General features: G+C 61.3%; 10 protein-coding genes and 1 pseudogene. 7 read left to right on the plus strand and 4 right to left on the minus strand.

What is annotated here, in order from left to right:
- Positions 1-96: 96 nt before the first annotated feature.
- From SOP85_RS21690 to SOP85_RS21705, 4 genes are all read left to right on the plus strand, one after another.
- Entirely contained in the window at positions 97-2,688 is a 2,592-nt protein-coding gene (locus SOP85_RS21690) for a glycosyltransferase (protein WP_274077176.1), read from the plus strand.
- A gap of 220 nt (positions 2,689-2,908) precedes the next feature.
- Positions 2,909-4,060, plus strand: a complete 1,152-nt coding sequence (dapE, locus tag SOP85_RS21695; RefSeq protein ID WP_323608748.1) for a succinyl-diaminopimelate desuccinylase — start codon at positions 2,909-2,911, stop codon at positions 4,058-4,060.
- Positions 4,060-4,869, plus strand: a complete 810-nt coding sequence (locus SOP85_RS21700; protein WP_323628179.1) for a putative RNA methyltransferase — start codon at positions 4,060-4,062, stop codon at positions 4,867-4,869. Before dapE ends, SOP85_RS21700 begins: the two co-directional genes overlap by 1 nt.
- 84 nt (positions 4,870-4,953) lie before the next feature.
- Positions 4,954-5,331 (plus strand): hypothetical protein, encoded by a 378-nt coding sequence (locus SOP85_RS21705; RefSeq protein WP_046816499.1) that lies wholly within the window; start codon positions 4,954-4,956, stop codon positions 5,329-5,331.
- A gap of 133 nt (positions 5,332-5,464) precedes the next feature.
- Here SOP85_RS21705 and SOP85_RS21710 read toward each other — a convergent pair whose 3' ends face one another.
- The gene (locus SOP85_RS21710) at positions 5,465-5,674 is read right to left on the minus strand and encodes a cold-shock protein (RefSeq protein WP_008035470.1); all 210 of its coding nucleotides are present in this window, start codon (positions 5,672-5,674) and stop codon (positions 5,465-5,467) included.
- A 166-nt stretch (positions 5,675-5,840) separates the two neighbouring features.
- Here SOP85_RS21710 and plsB point away from each other — a divergent pair, with 166 nt between their 5' ends.
- The 3 genes from plsB to SOP85_RS21725 all read left to right on the plus strand — a co-directional run bounded on the left by plsB (position 5,841) and on the right by SOP85_RS21725 (position 9,636).
- Positions 5,841-8,339, plus strand: coding sequence for a glycerol-3-phosphate 1-O-acyltransferase PlsB (gene plsB / locus SOP85_RS21715; RefSeq protein ID WP_323628180.1), 2,499 nt, complete (start codon positions 5,841-5,843; stop codon positions 8,337-8,339).
- A 138-nt stretch (positions 8,340-8,477) separates the two neighbouring features.
- A complete protein-coding gene (locus tag SOP85_RS21720) occupies positions 8,478-8,843 on the plus strand; it encodes a YbaY family lipoprotein (RefSeq protein WP_323628182.1) in 366 nt (121 codons plus the stop codon).
- 109 nt (positions 8,844-8,952) lie between these two features.
- Positions 8,953-9,636, plus strand: coding sequence for a DUF4197 domain-containing protein (locus tag SOP85_RS21725; protein WP_323628183.1), 684 nt, complete (start codon positions 8,953-8,955; stop codon positions 9,634-9,636).
- A gap of 61 nt (positions 9,637-9,697) precedes the next feature.
- On the opposite strand, the pseudogene SOP85_RS21730 reads toward SOP85_RS21725, so the two are convergent.
- The 3 genes and pseudogenes from SOP85_RS21730 to SOP85_RS21740 all read right to left on the minus strand — a co-directional run.
- A pseudogene (locus SOP85_RS21730) lies at positions 9,698-10,240 on the minus strand (Fic family protein); the annotation flags it as partial.
- 315 nt (positions 10,241-10,555) lie between these two features.
- Positions 10,556-13,621, minus strand: a complete 3,066-nt coding sequence (locus SOP85_RS21735; protein ID WP_274077182.1) for an efflux RND transporter permease subunit — start codon at positions 13,619-13,621, stop codon at positions 10,556-10,558.
- Positions 13,622-13,627: 6 nt separating this feature from the next.
- Entirely contained in the window at positions 13,628-14,728 is a 1,101-nt protein-coding gene (locus SOP85_RS21740; protein WP_323608743.1) for an efflux RND transporter periplasmic adaptor subunit, read from the minus strand.
- Between the last annotated feature and the right edge of the window lie 68 nt (positions 14,729-14,796).

A 14,796-nucleotide genomic window follows, 5' to 3' on the forward strand; every position in this document is an offset into this window, starting at 1 on the left:
TCCGCTGTACGTTCAGAGAATGCCCAGTGTAGGATGCGCGCCCCTCGGCGGTCCGACCGTTCCTTCGTTCCACAGTCTTTGGAACCCGAAATAACTATGTCATCGCGTAAATTTGGACTCAACCTGGTGGTGGTGCTCGCCATCGCTGCCTTGTTTACCGGCTTCTGGGCGCTGATCAACCGCCCGGTGACCGCCCCCAACTGGCCCGAACAGATCTCCGGCTTCTCGTACTCACCTTTCCAGCAGGGTCAATTCCCGCAGAAAGAGCAGTACCCGACCGACGATCAAATGCGTCGTGACCTGGAGATCATGAGCAAGTTGACGGACAACATCCGTACTTACTCGGTCGACGGTACGCTGGAGAACATTCCCAAGCTGGCGGAAGAGTTTGGCCTGCGCGTGACCCTGGGGATCTGGATCAGCCCGGACCAGGAGCGCAACGAGCGCGAAATCACCCGCGCCATCGAAATCGCCAACACTTCACGCAGTGTGGTTCGCGTGGTGGTCGGTAACGAAGCGATCTTCCGCAAGGAAATCACCGCCCAGGAACTCAGCGTCATGCTCGACCGCGTCCGCGCTGCCGTGAAAGTGCCGGTGACCACGTCCGAACAGTGGCACGTCTGGGAAGAGCACCCGGAACTGGCCAAGCACGTCGACCTGATCGCCGCCCACGTGCTGCCGTACTGGGAATTCATCCCGATGGACAAGGCCGGGCAGTTCGTCCTCGACCGCGCCCGCGACCTGAAAAAGATGTTCCCGAAAAAACCGCTGCTGCTCTCCGAAGTGGGCTGGCCGAGCAACGGCCGCATGCGCGGGGGCGCCGATGCGTCGCCGGCAGACCAGGCGATCTACCTGCGAACCCTGGTCAACAAGCTCAACCGCCAGGGCTTCAACTACTTCGTGATCGAAGCCTTCGACCAGCCGTGGAAGGCCAGTGACGAAGGCTCGGTGGGTGCTTATTGGGGCGTGTTCAACGCCGCGCGCCAACAGAAATTCAACTTCGAAGGCCCGGTGGTCGCCATTCCGCAATGGCGCGTGCTGGCCGTCGGTTCGGTGGTGCTGGCCCTGCTGTCGTTGACCCTGTTGATGATCGACGGCTCGGCGTTGCGCCAGCGTGGACGCACCTTCCTGACCTTCATCGCGTTCCTCTGCGGTTCGGTGCTGGTGTGGATCGGTTATGACTACAGCCTGCAATACAGCACCTGGTTCAGCCTGACCGTGGGGTTCCTGCTCGCCCTTGGTGCGCTCGGGGTGTTCATCGTATTGCTGACCGAGGCCCATGAACTGGCCGAAGCCGTGTGGGTGCACAAGCGCCGGCGCGAGTTCCTGCCAGTGGAAGGCGACTCCAGCTACCGTCCGAAAGTGTCGATCCATGTGCCGTGCTACAACGAGCCGCCGGAGATGGTCAAACAGACCCTCAACGCCCTGGCCAACCTCGACTATCCGGACTTCGAAGTCCTGATCATCGACAACAATACCAAGGACCCGGCCGTCTGGGAGCCGGTGCGCGATTACTGCGCAACCCTCGGCCCGCGCTTCAAGTTCTTCCACGTCGCGCCCCTGGCCGGCTTCAAGGGCGGCGCGCTGAACTACCTGATTCCGCACACCGCCAAGGATGCCGAAGTGATCGCGGTGATCGATTCCGATTATTGCGTGCACCCCAACTGGCTCAAGCACATGGTGCCGCACTTCGCCGATCCGAAGATCGCCGTGGTGCAGTCGCCGCAGGACTACCGCGACCAGAACGAAAGTACCTTCAAGAAGCTCTGCTACGCCGAGTACAAAGGTTTCTTCCACATCGGCATGGTCACCCGCAACGACCGTGACGCGATCATCCAGCACGGCACCATGACCATGACCCGCCGCTCGGTGCTCGAAGAATTGGGCTGGGCCGACTGGTGCATCTGTGAAGACGCCGAGCTGGGCCTGCGGGTGTTCGAAAAAGGCCTGTCGGCGGCGTATTACCACGACAGCTACGGCAAAGGCTTGATGCCCGACACCTTCATCGACTTCAAGAAACAGCGTTTCCGCTGGGCCTACGGCGCGATCCAGATCATCAAGCGTCACACCCGCAGCCTGCTGCGCGGCAAGGACACCGAGCTGACGCGCGGCCAGCGCTACCACTTCCTCGCGGGCTGGCTGCCATGGGTGGCCGATGGCATGAACATCTTCTTTACCGTCGGCGCGCTGTTGTGGTCGGCGGCGATGATCATCGTGCCGCAACGGGTCGACCCGCCGCTGCTGATTTTCGCCATCCCGCCCTTGGCGCTGTTCGTGTTCAAGGTCGGCAAGATCATCTTCCTCTACCGTCGCGCGGTGGGCGTGAACCTCAAGGATGCCTTCTGCGCGGCGCTGGCCGGGCTGGCGTTGTCGCACACTATCGCCAAGGCGGTGTTGTACGGCTTCTTCACCAGCAGCATTCCGTTCTTCCGCACGCCGAAGAATGCCGATAACCACGGCTTCTGGGTGGCGATTTCCGAGGCCCGCGAAGAAGTGTTCATCATGTTGCTGTTGTGGGGCGCGGCCCTGGGGATCTACCTGGTGAACGGCATGCCGAGCAACGACATGCGCTTCTGGGTGACCATGTTGCTGGTGCAGTCGCTGCCGTACCTGGCCGCCCTGATCATGGCGTTCCTGTCGTCGCTGCCCAAGCCGTCGGTCGAAGCGCAAGCGGCACCCGTGGTCTAAATAAGGCCGGATACACTAAACGGCGGCCAATGGTCGCCGTTTTGCTTTAAGATAACCGCCATTTTGCGGGGCTTGGCGTGATATCCATCCCTGTGGGAGCCAGCCTGCTGGCGATGGCAATGTAACAATCACCGTTTATGTTGACTGCCACACCGCCATCGCCAGCAGGCTGGCTCCCACATTCAGTCCGCGCCCATATTCATGATCTCCGGAGTTTTCCATGACGGCCCACGCCGACCTTTCGCCGACCCTTCAACTCGCCATCGACCTGATCCGCCGTCCGTCCGTGACCCCGGTCGACGCCGATTGCCAGAAGCAGATGATGCAGCGCCTGGGCGATGCCGGTTTTGCCCTGGAACCGATGCGCATCGAAGATGTGGATAACTTCTGGGCCACCCACGGCAAACACGATGGCCCGGTGCTGTGCTTCGCCGGCCACACCGACGTGGTACCGACGGGCCCGGTGACCGCCTGGCAGATCGACCCGTTCAATGCAGTGATCGACGAGCACGGCATGCTCTGCGGCCGTGGCGCGGCGGACATGAAAGGCAGCCTGGCATCGATGACCGTGGCCGCCGAGCGTTTCGTCGCCGACTACCCGGATCACAAAGGCAAGGTCGCCTTCCTGATCACCAGTGATGAAGAAGGTCCGGCGCATCACGGCACCAAGGCAGTGGTTGAGCGCCTGGCTGCGCGCAAGGAGCGTCTGGACTGGTGCATCGTCGGCGAACCGTCGAGCACCACCCTGGTCGGTGACGTGGTCAAGAATGGCCGTCGCGGCTCACTCGGTGCCAAGCTGACCGTACGCGGTGTGCAGGGCCACGTAGCCTATCCGCACCTGGCGAAGAACCCGATCCACCTCGCCGCCCCGGCACTGGCGGAACTCGCCGCCGAGCACTGGGACCATGGCAACGATTTCTTCCCGCCGACCAGTTTCCAGATTTCCAACGTCAACTCCGGCACCGGCGCGACCAACGTGATCCCGGGTGACCTGGTCGCCGTGTTCAACTTCCGCTTCTCCACCGAATCCACCGTCGAAGGCCTGCAAAAGCGCGTCGCCGACATCCTCGACAAGCACGGCCTGGACTGGCACATCGACTGGGCATTGTCCGGCCTGCCGTTCCTCACCGAGCCGGGCGCGCTGCTCGATGCGGTGTCGTCGAGCATCAAGGACATCACCGGTCGGGACACCAAGGCGTCCACCAGTGGGGGCACCTCCGACGGCCGCTTCATCGCGACCATGGGCACGCAAGTAGTCGAACTGGGGCCGGTCAACGCGACCATCCACCAGGTCAACGAGCGCGTACTGGCGGCTGACCTCGACGTGCTGACCGAGATTTACTACCAGACCCTGATCAAGTTGCTCGCCTGATGCTCGCGTGTCCGATCTGCAGCGAACCGCTGGGCGCGGTGGACAACGGCGTGGCCTGCCCCGCCGGGCATCGTTTCGACCGCGCGCGCCAGGGTTACCTGAACCTGTTGCCGGTGCAGTACAAGAACAGCCGCGACCCTGGGGATAACCAGGCAATGGTCGAAGCCCGCCGCGACTTCCTCAACGCCGGCCATTACGCGCCGGTGGCCAAGCGCCTGGCGCAACTGGCTGCCGGCTACGCGCCACAGCGCTGGGTCGACATCGGCTGTGGCGAGGGTTACTACACCGCGCAGATCGCCGACGCCTTGCCGGAGGCCGACGGCTACGCCCTGGACATTTCCCGGGAAGCGGTCAAGCGTGCGTGCAAACGCAATCCCGGGCTCACCTGGTTGATCGCCAGCATGGCCCGCGTACCGCTGGCGTCGGGCAGCTGTCAGTTCCTCGCCAGCGTCTTCAGCCCGCTGGATTGGGACGAAGCCAAACGCCTGCTCAGCCCCGGCGGCGGCCTGATGAAAGTCGGACCGACCAGCGGCCACCTGATGGAATTACGCGAGCGGCTGTACGACGAAGTGCGCGAGTACATCGACGACAAGCACCTGGACCTGGTGCCCGAAGGCATGGCGCTGGCGCACAGTGAAATCCTGACCTTCAAACTGACGCTAACCAGCGGCCAGGACCGGGCGAACCTGCTGGCCATGACGCCCCACGGCTGGCGTGCGAGTGCTGAACGCCGGGCAGCGGTGATCGAGCAGGTCGAACCCTTCGAGGTCACCGTATCGATGCGCTACGATTATTTCGTACTTCAATAACTTCAAACATTTTTGGCCTTGGGCAACGGCCCGAGGCCGGCTAAATCCGCGAATGGATTTTTCAGACACGCAGTGAGGACATCCATGCGCCAACCCGATATCGAGATTTACCTGAAAGACGCCGACGTCGACCACAAGGCCATCTCGGCCTGGCTCGGCACGGCACTGGGCCCGTGCACCGACTGGGTACAGAAAGGCCAGACCTACAAGTGCAAGGCGGGCAATGTGCCGGTGACCTGGTTGCCCAAGGCCGTAGGAAAGTGGAACAGCCTGTACCTGGAAAGCGACCAGACGCCGTGGGACGACGACATCGCCTGCGCCCGCGCCGCGTTTGCCGCGCTGAACGTCGAAGTGCGCTGCGCACCGGGTAGCTGGGTCGAGGAAGAAGGTGAAGAGACGGCGGATCGCTGGATTCGCATCAGCGCCGATGGTGAAGAAGAGATCACCTGGAAAACCGCGTAAACGACGCCAAACACATGTGGGAGCGGGCTTGCTCGCGAATGCGGTGTGTCAGTCGCCATCAACGTTGACTGACACACCGCATTCGCGAGCAAGCCCGCTCCCACATTGGTTCTGGCTGATCTGAAGATCCGAGTTACAGACCTACGACATCCTCGGCCTGCAACCCCTTCTCGCCAGTCACCACCCCATACTCAACCTGCTGGCCTTCGGTCAGCGAACGATGCCCTTCGCCGCGAATCGCGCGGTAATGCACGAACACGTCCACCCCGTCCTCGCGTTGAATAAAGCCGTAGCCCTTGGCGTCGTTGAACCACTTCACGTTGCCGGTTTCGCGCGTAGCCATTTTCAGTACCCCCGTTGTTTTTATTTTGAGCGGCCGAGTATATGACAGGCACAGAAACTCTCAACTACAGATTGGTTGACCGCTTTTTTGCCGATTTTCGATGAATACGGCACACTATCGAGCGCCCGAGCAACCGCTCGGTTTTATTCACTCACGCAGAAGCCGTATGACCCGCTCCCCGTTCCGCCGTCTTGTGTTTGGCACCCTGCGCCGACTGTTGTACCTCTGGGTTCGCTCGGAGACGATCAACCAGTCGTCGTTCACCCTCAACCTCGACCGCAGTCGTCCGGTGTTCTACGTCCTGCAAAACCCTTCGCTGACCGACCTCGCCGTGGTCGACACCGAATGCACCAAGGCCGGCCTGCCGCGGCCGGTGTTGCCGGTATCGGTGGGCAACCTGCTGGAACCGGCCGCGTTCTTCTACCTGACCCCGGACCCGGACTGGCTCGGCCGCCAGGACAAGCGCGGTGCGCCGCCCACCCTGACCCGCCTGGTCAGCGCCTTGAGCCAGAACGCCGCCGAAGACGCGCAGATCATTCCGGTCAGCGTGTTCTGGGGCCAGTCGCCGGACAGCGAAAACAGTCCATGGAAACTGTTGTTCGCCGACAGCTGGGCGGTCACCGGGCGCCTGCGTCGCCTGCTCAGCATCATCGTGCTGGGACGCAAGACCCGCGTGCAGTTCTCCGCACCCATCCACCTGCGCGAACTGATCGAGCACAACAAGGGCCACGAGCGCACCGTGCGCATGGCCCAGCGCATCCTGCGGGTGCACTTCCGCAACCTGAAGGCCGCAGTGATCGGCCCGGACATTTCCCACCGACGCAACCTGGTCAAGGGCCTGGTCAACCAGCCCCTGGTCCGGCAAGCGATCCTCGACGAAGCCGAGCGCGAGAACATCTCGCCGGAGAAAGCCAAGGCCCAGGCCCTGCGCTATGGCAACGAGATCGCCTCGGACTACACCTACACCGCTATCCGTTTCCTGGAAGTGGTGCTGAGCTGGTTCTGGAACAAGATCTACGACGGCATCAAGGTCAACCACATCGAAGGTGTGCAGAAGGTCGCCCAGGGTCACGAAGTGATCTACGTCCCGTGCCACCGCAGCCACATCGACTACCTGCTGCTGTCGTACCTGCTGTTTCGCAACGGCCTGACCCCGCCGCACATCGCCGCCGGCATCAACCTGAACATGCCGGTGATCGGCAGCCTGCTGCGCCGTGGCGGCGCGTTCTTCATGCGCCGCACGTTCAAGGGCAACCCGCTGTACACCTCGGTGTTCAACGAATACCTGCATACCCTGTTCACCAAGGGCTTCCCGGTGGAGTACTTCGTCGAGGGCGGCCGTTCGCGCACCGGGCGCATGCTGCAGCCGAAGACCGGGATGCTGGCGATCACCCTGCGCAGCTTCCTGCGCTCGTCGCGCATGCCCATCGTCTTCGTGCCGGTGTACATCGGTTACGAGCGCGTGCTGGAAGGCCGCACCTACCTTGGCGAGTTGCGTGGCGCGACCAAGAAGAAAGAATCGATCTTCGACATCTTCAAAGTCATCGGCGCCCTCAAGCAGCGCTTCGGTCAGGTCGCGGTGAACTTCGGTGAGCCGATCAAGCTCGCGGAATTCCTCGACAGCGAACAGCCGGACTGGCGCAAGCAGGAACTGGGCCCGCAGTTCAAACCCGCCTGGCTCAACGAAACCACCAACCGCCTCGGTGAGAAAGTCGCACAGCACTTGAACGAAGCGGCGGCGATCAACCCGGTCAACCTGGTCGCGCTGGCGCTGCTGTCCACCAGCCGCCTGGCCCTGGACGATCGCGCCATGGCGCGGGTGCTCGACCTGTACCTGGCGTTGTTGCGCAAAGTCCCGTACTCACCGCACACCACGTTGCCGGAAGGTGACGGCCGGGCGTTGATCGAGCATGTGAAGGACATGGACCTGCTCTCCGAGCAGAGCGATGCCTTGGGCAAGATTCTCTATCTGGACGAGCAGAACGCCGTCCTGATGACCTACTACCGCAACAACGTGCTGCACATCTTTGCGCTGCCGGCGCTGCTGGCGAGTTTCTTCCAGAGCGCGTCGCGCATGAGCCGCGAACAGATCCTGCGCTACACCCGTGCGCTGTACCCCTACCTGCAAGCAGAGTTGTTCATTCGCTGGTCGCTGGACGAGCTGGATGCGGTGATCGACCAGTGGCTGCAAGCCTTCGTCGAGCAAGGTCTGTTGCGCTTCGAGAACGACGTCTACCTGCGCCCGGCACCAAGTTCACGGCATTTCGTATTGCTGACGCTGCTGTCGAAAAGCATCGCCCAGACCTTGCAGCGCTTCTACATGACCGTCTCCCTGCTGCTCAACAGCGGCCAGAACAGCATCAGCGCCGAAGAACTGGAAGACCTGTGCACGGTCATGGCCCAGCGCCTGTCGATCCTGCATGGCCTGAACGCCCCGGAATTCTTCGACAAGAGCCTGTTCCGCCACTTCATCCAGACGATGCTCGACCTTGAAGTGCTCAAGCGCGACGAAGCCGGCAAGCTGAGCTACCACGAACTGCTCGGTGAACTGGCAGAAGGCGCGGCCAAGCGGGTATTGCCGGCGGAGATTCGCTTGTCGATCCGTCAGGTGGCGTTGCATCGCAGTGAAGATGCGGCGGATCAACCGCCACCCACCGCGCCCTGAAATCCCTGACGACCCTGAACATGGATGTTCAGGAAGATTCGTCGTGGATTTGCCGAATTCCCCTACAGGGGTTTGGCTAATTCAACCATATGCTTGGCACTCGTCATCTTCGACGAATCATTGGATAAGGAAATCATGATGAACAACGAACACACCAAGAGCATCAACGGTACCGTTCACTATCCGCAGAGGATCGGGCTCGCACCGAACTCGATACTTCAAGTCAGCCTGGAGGACGTCTCCCTGGCTGATGCACCGGCCAGGCAGCTCGCTGCCCAGGTTACCCGCAATGCTGAGACCGCCGGGTTGAGTTTCAATCTTGAGTACAGCACCGCGGATATTCAGCCAGGTCACACCTACGCAATCCGTGCACAAATCGAAAACGAAGGACGGCTCATCTTTATCAACACTGAACGCTACCCGGTAGAGTTGGGTGTCGACTATTTGCAGCCACTGGACATACGGGTCGACAACGTCGCCGCAACCGCGCAACCGGATGCCTGATGTAATGCCAAATGCCTGGATCGGTTTGCGAGGCGCTATTGCTGGCGAAATCCGTTAAATTGTCGTTGGCGCCGCTCTTCTTCACGCGCCAATAACAAGGATCCGCTTCATGAAAAAAATCCGTTTTACCGCCCTGTGCGCAGGTTTGATGATCTCTGCCAGCGCTATGGCGCTGTCCCTCACTGACCTGTCGCAGAAAGACGCCACCGGCGGACTCAAGGACGCCCTGACCCAAGGCGCGCAACTGGCCGTGAAACAACTCGGCACCCCGGGCGGCTTCAGCAACAACCCGGACGTGAAGATCGAACTGCCGGGCAAACTGGGCAAGGTCGCCAGCAAAATGAAACAGTTCGGCATGGGTGATCAGGTCGATCAACTGGAAACCAGCATGAACAAAGCGGCGGAAACCGCCGTGACCCAGGCCCAGCCGATCCTCGTCGACGCGGTGAAGAAAATGTCCGTTGCAGACGCCAAGGGCATCCTCAGTGGCGGCAATGACTCAGCCACCCAGTACCTGAACAAGACCAGCCGCGAACAGATCCGCGCCAGGTTCCTGCCGATCGTCAAGCAAGCCACCGACCAGGTCGGCCTGGCCCAACAATACAACTCGTTCGCCGGCCAGGCCGCGACCATGGGCGTGATCGACGCAAAGAACGCCAACGTCGAGAACTATGTGACCGAACAGGCGTTGAACGGCTTGTTCGAGATGATCGGCAAACAGGAAGAAACCATCCGCCAGAACCCCGCGGCTGCGGCGACCAGTTTGGCCAAGAAGGTATTCGGCACACTGTAACAACCACCTGTAGGAGCTGCCGCAGGCTGCGATCTCTTGATTTTGATTTAAAAAACAAGATCTAAAGATCGCAGCCTTCGGCAGCTCCTACCCGCTCAAAAAACCCGGACTCCGACAACCAACGATCAAAGCTCTCGGCATTAACCAGACTTTTCCTATAAGCCTCGGTAAAGCTGCTGACAGCACGCAGCACCACCCAACACTGGAAATCGATGAAGTACGTCAAGTCCAGGTCATCCGCTTCGCTATTGAGATAGGAGCGTCCGTATTTCACCGGCGCATTGCGTAGCAAGACGCTGATCGCGATGTAACGAAACGCCGAGAAATCATTCTTGAACATGAACCAGTAGAACAACGCCCGTGCGACGCGACCGTTGCCATCACGAAATGGATGCTCATAACCCAGCGCGAAATGCAGCGCGATACCCTTGATCAACGGGTGCAGGTAATCCGCCCGATGCGGATCGTCATGGGATTGATTGATCCACTTCGACAGCACCCGCAATCGAGCCGCGAGCCCCGCGGCGGGAGGCGGAACATGAACCGTATTGCCCTGGCCGTCCTGCACCACCACGTCATCGTTGACCCGCAGAACCCCCGGCGAGCAACAGGCTGGCGTACTGCGCTGTGCGGGCTTTCGGCGTTCTTTGTGTGGCGATTTTGTCAGCAAATCGAAAACCGGGTCTGACCTCCCCTTCAGCATGGGTGGCTTTTTCATTGATGCCGTCTCAGAACTCGTGAAACCGAATCTTGAGTACAACATCCGGGCCTCTGGGGCTCAATATCGGACGGTTCTGATATGGCTGTAGGAAGTTCCGCTGGCTCGGTTTGGCTGTCAGGCCGTCATCGCCGGCAAGCCAGCGCCTACAGCAGATCGGGTACAGCCGCGAGCAAAGGGTCGGCCCGAAGCCGCCCAAGGTCAGATCGGCTCCTTTTTGACCCGGAACCAGGCCGCATACAATGCCGGCAGGAACAACAGCGTCAACGCCGTCGCCACAATCAAACCGCCCATGATCGCCACCGCCATCGGCCCGAAGAACACACTGCGCGACAGCGGTATCATCGCCAGAACAGCCGCCAGCGCGGTCAACACAATCGGCCGGAACCGCCGCACCGTGGCCTCGATGATCGCCTGCCAGGGCTTCAACCCGGCAGCGATGTCCTGCTCGATCTGATCCACCAGGATCACCGAGTTACGCATGATCATCCCCGACAGCGCGATGGTCCCGAGCATGGCCACAAAACCGAACGGCTGGCGGAACACCATCAGGAACAGCGTCACTCCGATCAAGCCCAAGGGCGCCGTCAGGAACACCATTGCCGTGCGTGAGAAACTGCGCAACTGCAGCATCAGCAAGGTCAACACCACCACGATGAACAACGGCACGCCAGCCTTCACCGAGTTCTGCCCGCGTGCCGAGTCTTCCACGGTACCGCCGACATCCAGCAAGTAGCCGTCGGGCAGTTCAGCGCGGATCGGATCAAGTGTCGGCATGATCTGTTGCACCAAAGTCGCCGGTTGTTCCTTGCCATAGATGTCGGCACGCACGGTGACGTTGGGCAGGCGATTGCGGTGCCAGATCACGCCTTCTTCAAAGCCGTATTCCAGCGTCGCAATCTGCGACAGGGCGACGCTGCGACCATTGTCGGTCGGCACCGCCAGGCTTGGCAGCAGCGACAGCTCGGTGCGCTCGTGCAAGGTGCCGCGCAACAGGATCTCGATCAACTCGTTGTCTTCGCGGTACTGGCTGACGCTGGAACCGGTCAGCGAGCTCTGCAAAAACTTCGACAGGTTCGCCGTGCTCACCCCCAGTGCCCGAGCACGGTCCTGATCAATGTTCAGGTACACCACCTTGCTCGGCTCTTCCCAGTCCAGGTGGACGTTGACCACATGGGGGTTTTCGCGAACCTTGGCCGCGACTTTGCGGGCCAGTGCGCGGACTTCCTCGATGTGCTCACCGGTCACCCGGAACTGCACCGGATAGCCAACCGGCGGGCCGTTTTCCAGGCGCGTGACCCGCGAGCGCAAGGCCGGGAATTGTTCGTTGAGGGTGGTGATCAGCCAGGTGCGCAGGGGTTCGCGATCCTCGATGGTTTTCGCCAGGACGACAAACTGGGCGAAGCTCGCGGCGGGCAGCTGCTGATCCAATGGCAGGTAAAAACGCGGTGAACCGGTGCCGACGTAGGCTACGTAGTTGTCGATCCCGGCTTTGTCCTTGAGCAACGCTTCGAGGCGCTTGACCTCTTCGGCCGTATTGCTCAGGGATGCGCCTTCGGCCAGCTTCAGGTCGACCATCAACTCCAGACGGCCGGAGGCCGGGAAGAACTGTTGCGGCACGAAGCGGAACAGCACGATGGAGGCAATGAACAGCACCACGGTCGCGGTGATCACGGTTTTACGCCAGCGCACGCACCATTCCACCAGACGCCGAACGCGCTGATAAAACGGCGTAGCGTAAGGATCGGGTTGGCCGGCTCCGTGTTTGGCTGCATGAATTTTCGCCAGGTCCGGCAGGAGTTTTTCCCCCAGGTACGGCACGAAGAGCACCGCCGCCACCCAGGATGCCAGCAGCGCAATGGTCACCACTTCGAAGATCGAACGGGTGTATTCGCCGGTACCCGATTGCGCGGTGGCGATCGGCAGGAAGCCGGCGGCGGTGATCAGCGTGCCGGTGAGCATCGGGAAGGCGGTACTGGTCCAGGCATAGCTCGCCGCCTTGATCCGGTCGAAGCCCTGCTCCATTTTGATCGCCATCATTTCCACGGCGATGATGGCGTCGTCCACCAGCAAGCCCAGCGCCAGCACCAGTGCGCCGAGGGAAATCTTGTGCAGGCCAATCCCCAGGTAATACATGCAGGCGAACGTCATCGCCAGCACCAGCGGAATGGCCAGGGCCACCACCATGCCGGTGCGCACACCGAGGGAGAAGAAGCTCACCAGCAACACGATGGCCAGCGCTTCGACCAACACCTGGACGAACTCGCCGACCCCGGTTTTCACCGCGGCCGGTTGGTCGGAGACCTTGCGCAATTGCATGCCGGCCGGGAGATTCTTCTGGATACGGGCAAACTCGATTTCCAGGGCCTTGCCCAGCACCAGGATGTCACCACCGTCCTTCATCGCCACCGCCAGGCCGATGGCGTCTTCAGCCATGAAGCGCATGCGCGGAGCCGGTGGATCGTTGAACCCGCGACGCACGTTCGCGACATCCGAGATGCGGAACGTCCGATCGCCGACGCGAATCGGGAAGTTCTTGATCTCCTCTACCGTCTGAAAATTCCCCGAGACCCGTAGCTGCAATCGCTCGCTGGTGGTTTCAAAGAACCCCGCGGTGGACACCGCATTCTGTTCTTCAAGGGCTTGTTGCACCGCCGCCAAGGGCAGCCCGAGGGTGGCGAGCTTGACGTTGGACAGCTCGATCCAGATCTTCTCGTCCTGCAAACCGAGCAGGTCGACCTTGCCTACATCCTTGACCCGCTGCAGCTGGATCTGGATGCGGTCGGCGTAGTCCTTGAGCACGGCGTAATCGAAACCTTCGCCGGTCAGTGCGTAGATATTGCCGAAGGTGGTGCCGAATTCATCGTTGAAGAACGGCCCCTGGATACCCGGCGGCAGGGTATGACGAATGTCGCTGACCTTCTTGCGCACCTGATACCAGAGTTCCGGGATATCCACCGAGTGCATGGAGTCACGGGCGATGAAGGTTACCTGGGATTCACCGGGGCGGGAGAACGACACGATGCGCTCGTACTCGCCGGTTTCCATCAGCTTCTTTTCAATGCGTTCGGTGACCTGGCGCGAGACTTCCTGCGCGGTCGCTCCCGGCCAGTTGGTGCGGATCACCATGGCCTTGAAGGTGAAGGGCGGGTCTTCGCTTTGACCCAGCTTGGTGTAGGACAATGCGCCGACGATCGCCAGCAAGAGCATCAGGAACAGTACGATCTGGCGATTGCGCAGTGCCCAGGCGGAAAGATTGAAACCCATCGGGGATTACTCCTTGTCCGCCAGATTGACCACGCGGTTGGAGCGATCCACCGGGCGTACGGCCTGCCCGTCGAGAAGCACATGGACGCCGGCGGCCACCACCCAGTCGCTGGCATTGAGGCCTTCAAGCACCGGAACGGTTTTCTCACCGAAGGCGCCGACCCGCACCGGGGTCTTCTTCAAGGTGTTGTTGGCGCTGACGACCCAGACGTAGGTCACGCCGTTTTCCGCAGTCAGCGCCGACAGTGGCACCGACAACGCCACGGCTTCGGCCGTCTGCACGAAGACACGGGCGCTCTGGCCGAGTTCGGCCGGCACCTTGCCGGCATTGAAGGCGATACGTGCGGCGAAGGTGCGGGACTTGGGATCAGCGGCCGGCGACAGCTCGCGGATGTGTCCGGCGAAGCGTTGATCCGGTTGCGTCCACAACTCCACCGCCACCGGCTGGCCGACCTTGAAGCGGCCGAAGCTCTGCTCCGGCAGGCTGATCAACACTTCACGCTCGCCATCGGTGGCCAGGGTGAACACTGTTTGCCCGGCCGCGACCACTTGCCCGACTTCCACCGCACGCTTGGCAACGATGCCATCCTGCGGCGCGCGCAATACCGCGTAACTGGCCTGGTTGGTCGAGACGTTGAATTCGGCCTTGATCTGTTTAAGGCGCGCTTCACCGGAGCGGTACAGGTTTTCGTGATTGTCGTACTGCGAGCGGCTGACCAGCTGGCGCTCCATCAGCGTTTTGTAGCGATCACGCTCGGCGCGCACCATGTTCAAATTGGCTTCGGCGGCCGCGACCTGGGCACGGGTGGCTTCCAGTTGCAGGCGCACGTCCTGGGGGTCGAGTTCTGCCAGTGGTTGATCGGCCTTGACCCGCTGCCCTTCGTCGACCAGTCGTCGGCTGACTTTGCCGCCAATGCGGAACGCCAGGTCCGGTTCAAAACGGGCGCGCACTTCACCGGGATAACTTTCCATCGCCTGGGCCGAAGGCTCTGGCTGGACCACCATGGCCGGGCGCACGCTGGCCACGGGCGCCTCCTCGTGACCACACGCGGTCAATAAGAACGCCAGGCTGACTGGCAACGCGAGGGGCAAGGCATAGCGGAACATGGTGAAGGACCTTTCGCCAATGGTGCTTGGAATAATTATACTGACGAGTATGTTATTAATAGCAAACT

Origin of the sequence: Pseudomonas sp. YuFO20 (genome assembly GCF_035064975.1) — a bacterium.
Taxonomy (GTDB): Bacteria; Pseudomonadota; Gammaproteobacteria; order Pseudomonadales; family Pseudomonadaceae; genus Aquipseudomonas; species Aquipseudomonas putida_AE.

Bases quoted from the DNA above. Each gene is read 5' to 3' on its own strand.
- SOP85_RS21690 (WP_274077176.1), top strand. From the start codon at position 97: ATGTCATCGCGTAAATTTGGACTCAACCTGGTGGTGGTGCTCGCCATC.
- dapE (WP_323608748.1), top strand. From the start codon at position 2,909: ATGACGGCCCACGCCGACCTTTCGCCGACCCTTCAACTCGCCATCGAC.
- SOP85_RS21700 (WP_323628179.1), top strand. From the start codon at position 4,060: ATGCTCGCGTGTCCGATCTGCAGCGAACCGCTGGGCGCGGTGGACAAC.
- SOP85_RS21705 (WP_046816499.1), top strand. From the start codon at position 4,954: ATGCGCCAACCCGATATCGAGATTTACCTGAAAGACGCCGACGTCGAC.
- SOP85_RS21710 (WP_008035470.1), bottom strand. From the start codon at position 5,674: ATGGCTACGCGCGAAACCGGCAACGTGAAGTGGTTCAACGACGCCAAG.
- plsB (WP_323628180.1), top strand. From the start codon at position 5,841: ATGACCCGCTCCCCGTTCCGCCGTCTTGTGTTTGGCACCCTGCGCCGA.
- SOP85_RS21720 (WP_323628182.1), top strand. From the start codon at position 8,478: ATGAACAACGAACACACCAAGAGCATCAACGGTACCGTTCACTATCCG.
- SOP85_RS21725 (WP_323628183.1), top strand. From the start codon at position 8,953: ATGAAAAAAATCCGTTTTACCGCCCTGTGCGCAGGTTTGATGATCTCT.
- SOP85_RS21735 (WP_274077182.1), bottom strand. From the start codon at position 13,621: ATGGGTTTCAATCTTTCCGCCTGGGCACTGCGCAATCGCCAGATCGTA.
- SOP85_RS21740 (WP_323608743.1), bottom strand. From the start codon at position 14,728: ATGTTCCGCTATGCCTTGCCCCTCGCGTTGCCAGTCAGCCTGGCGTTC.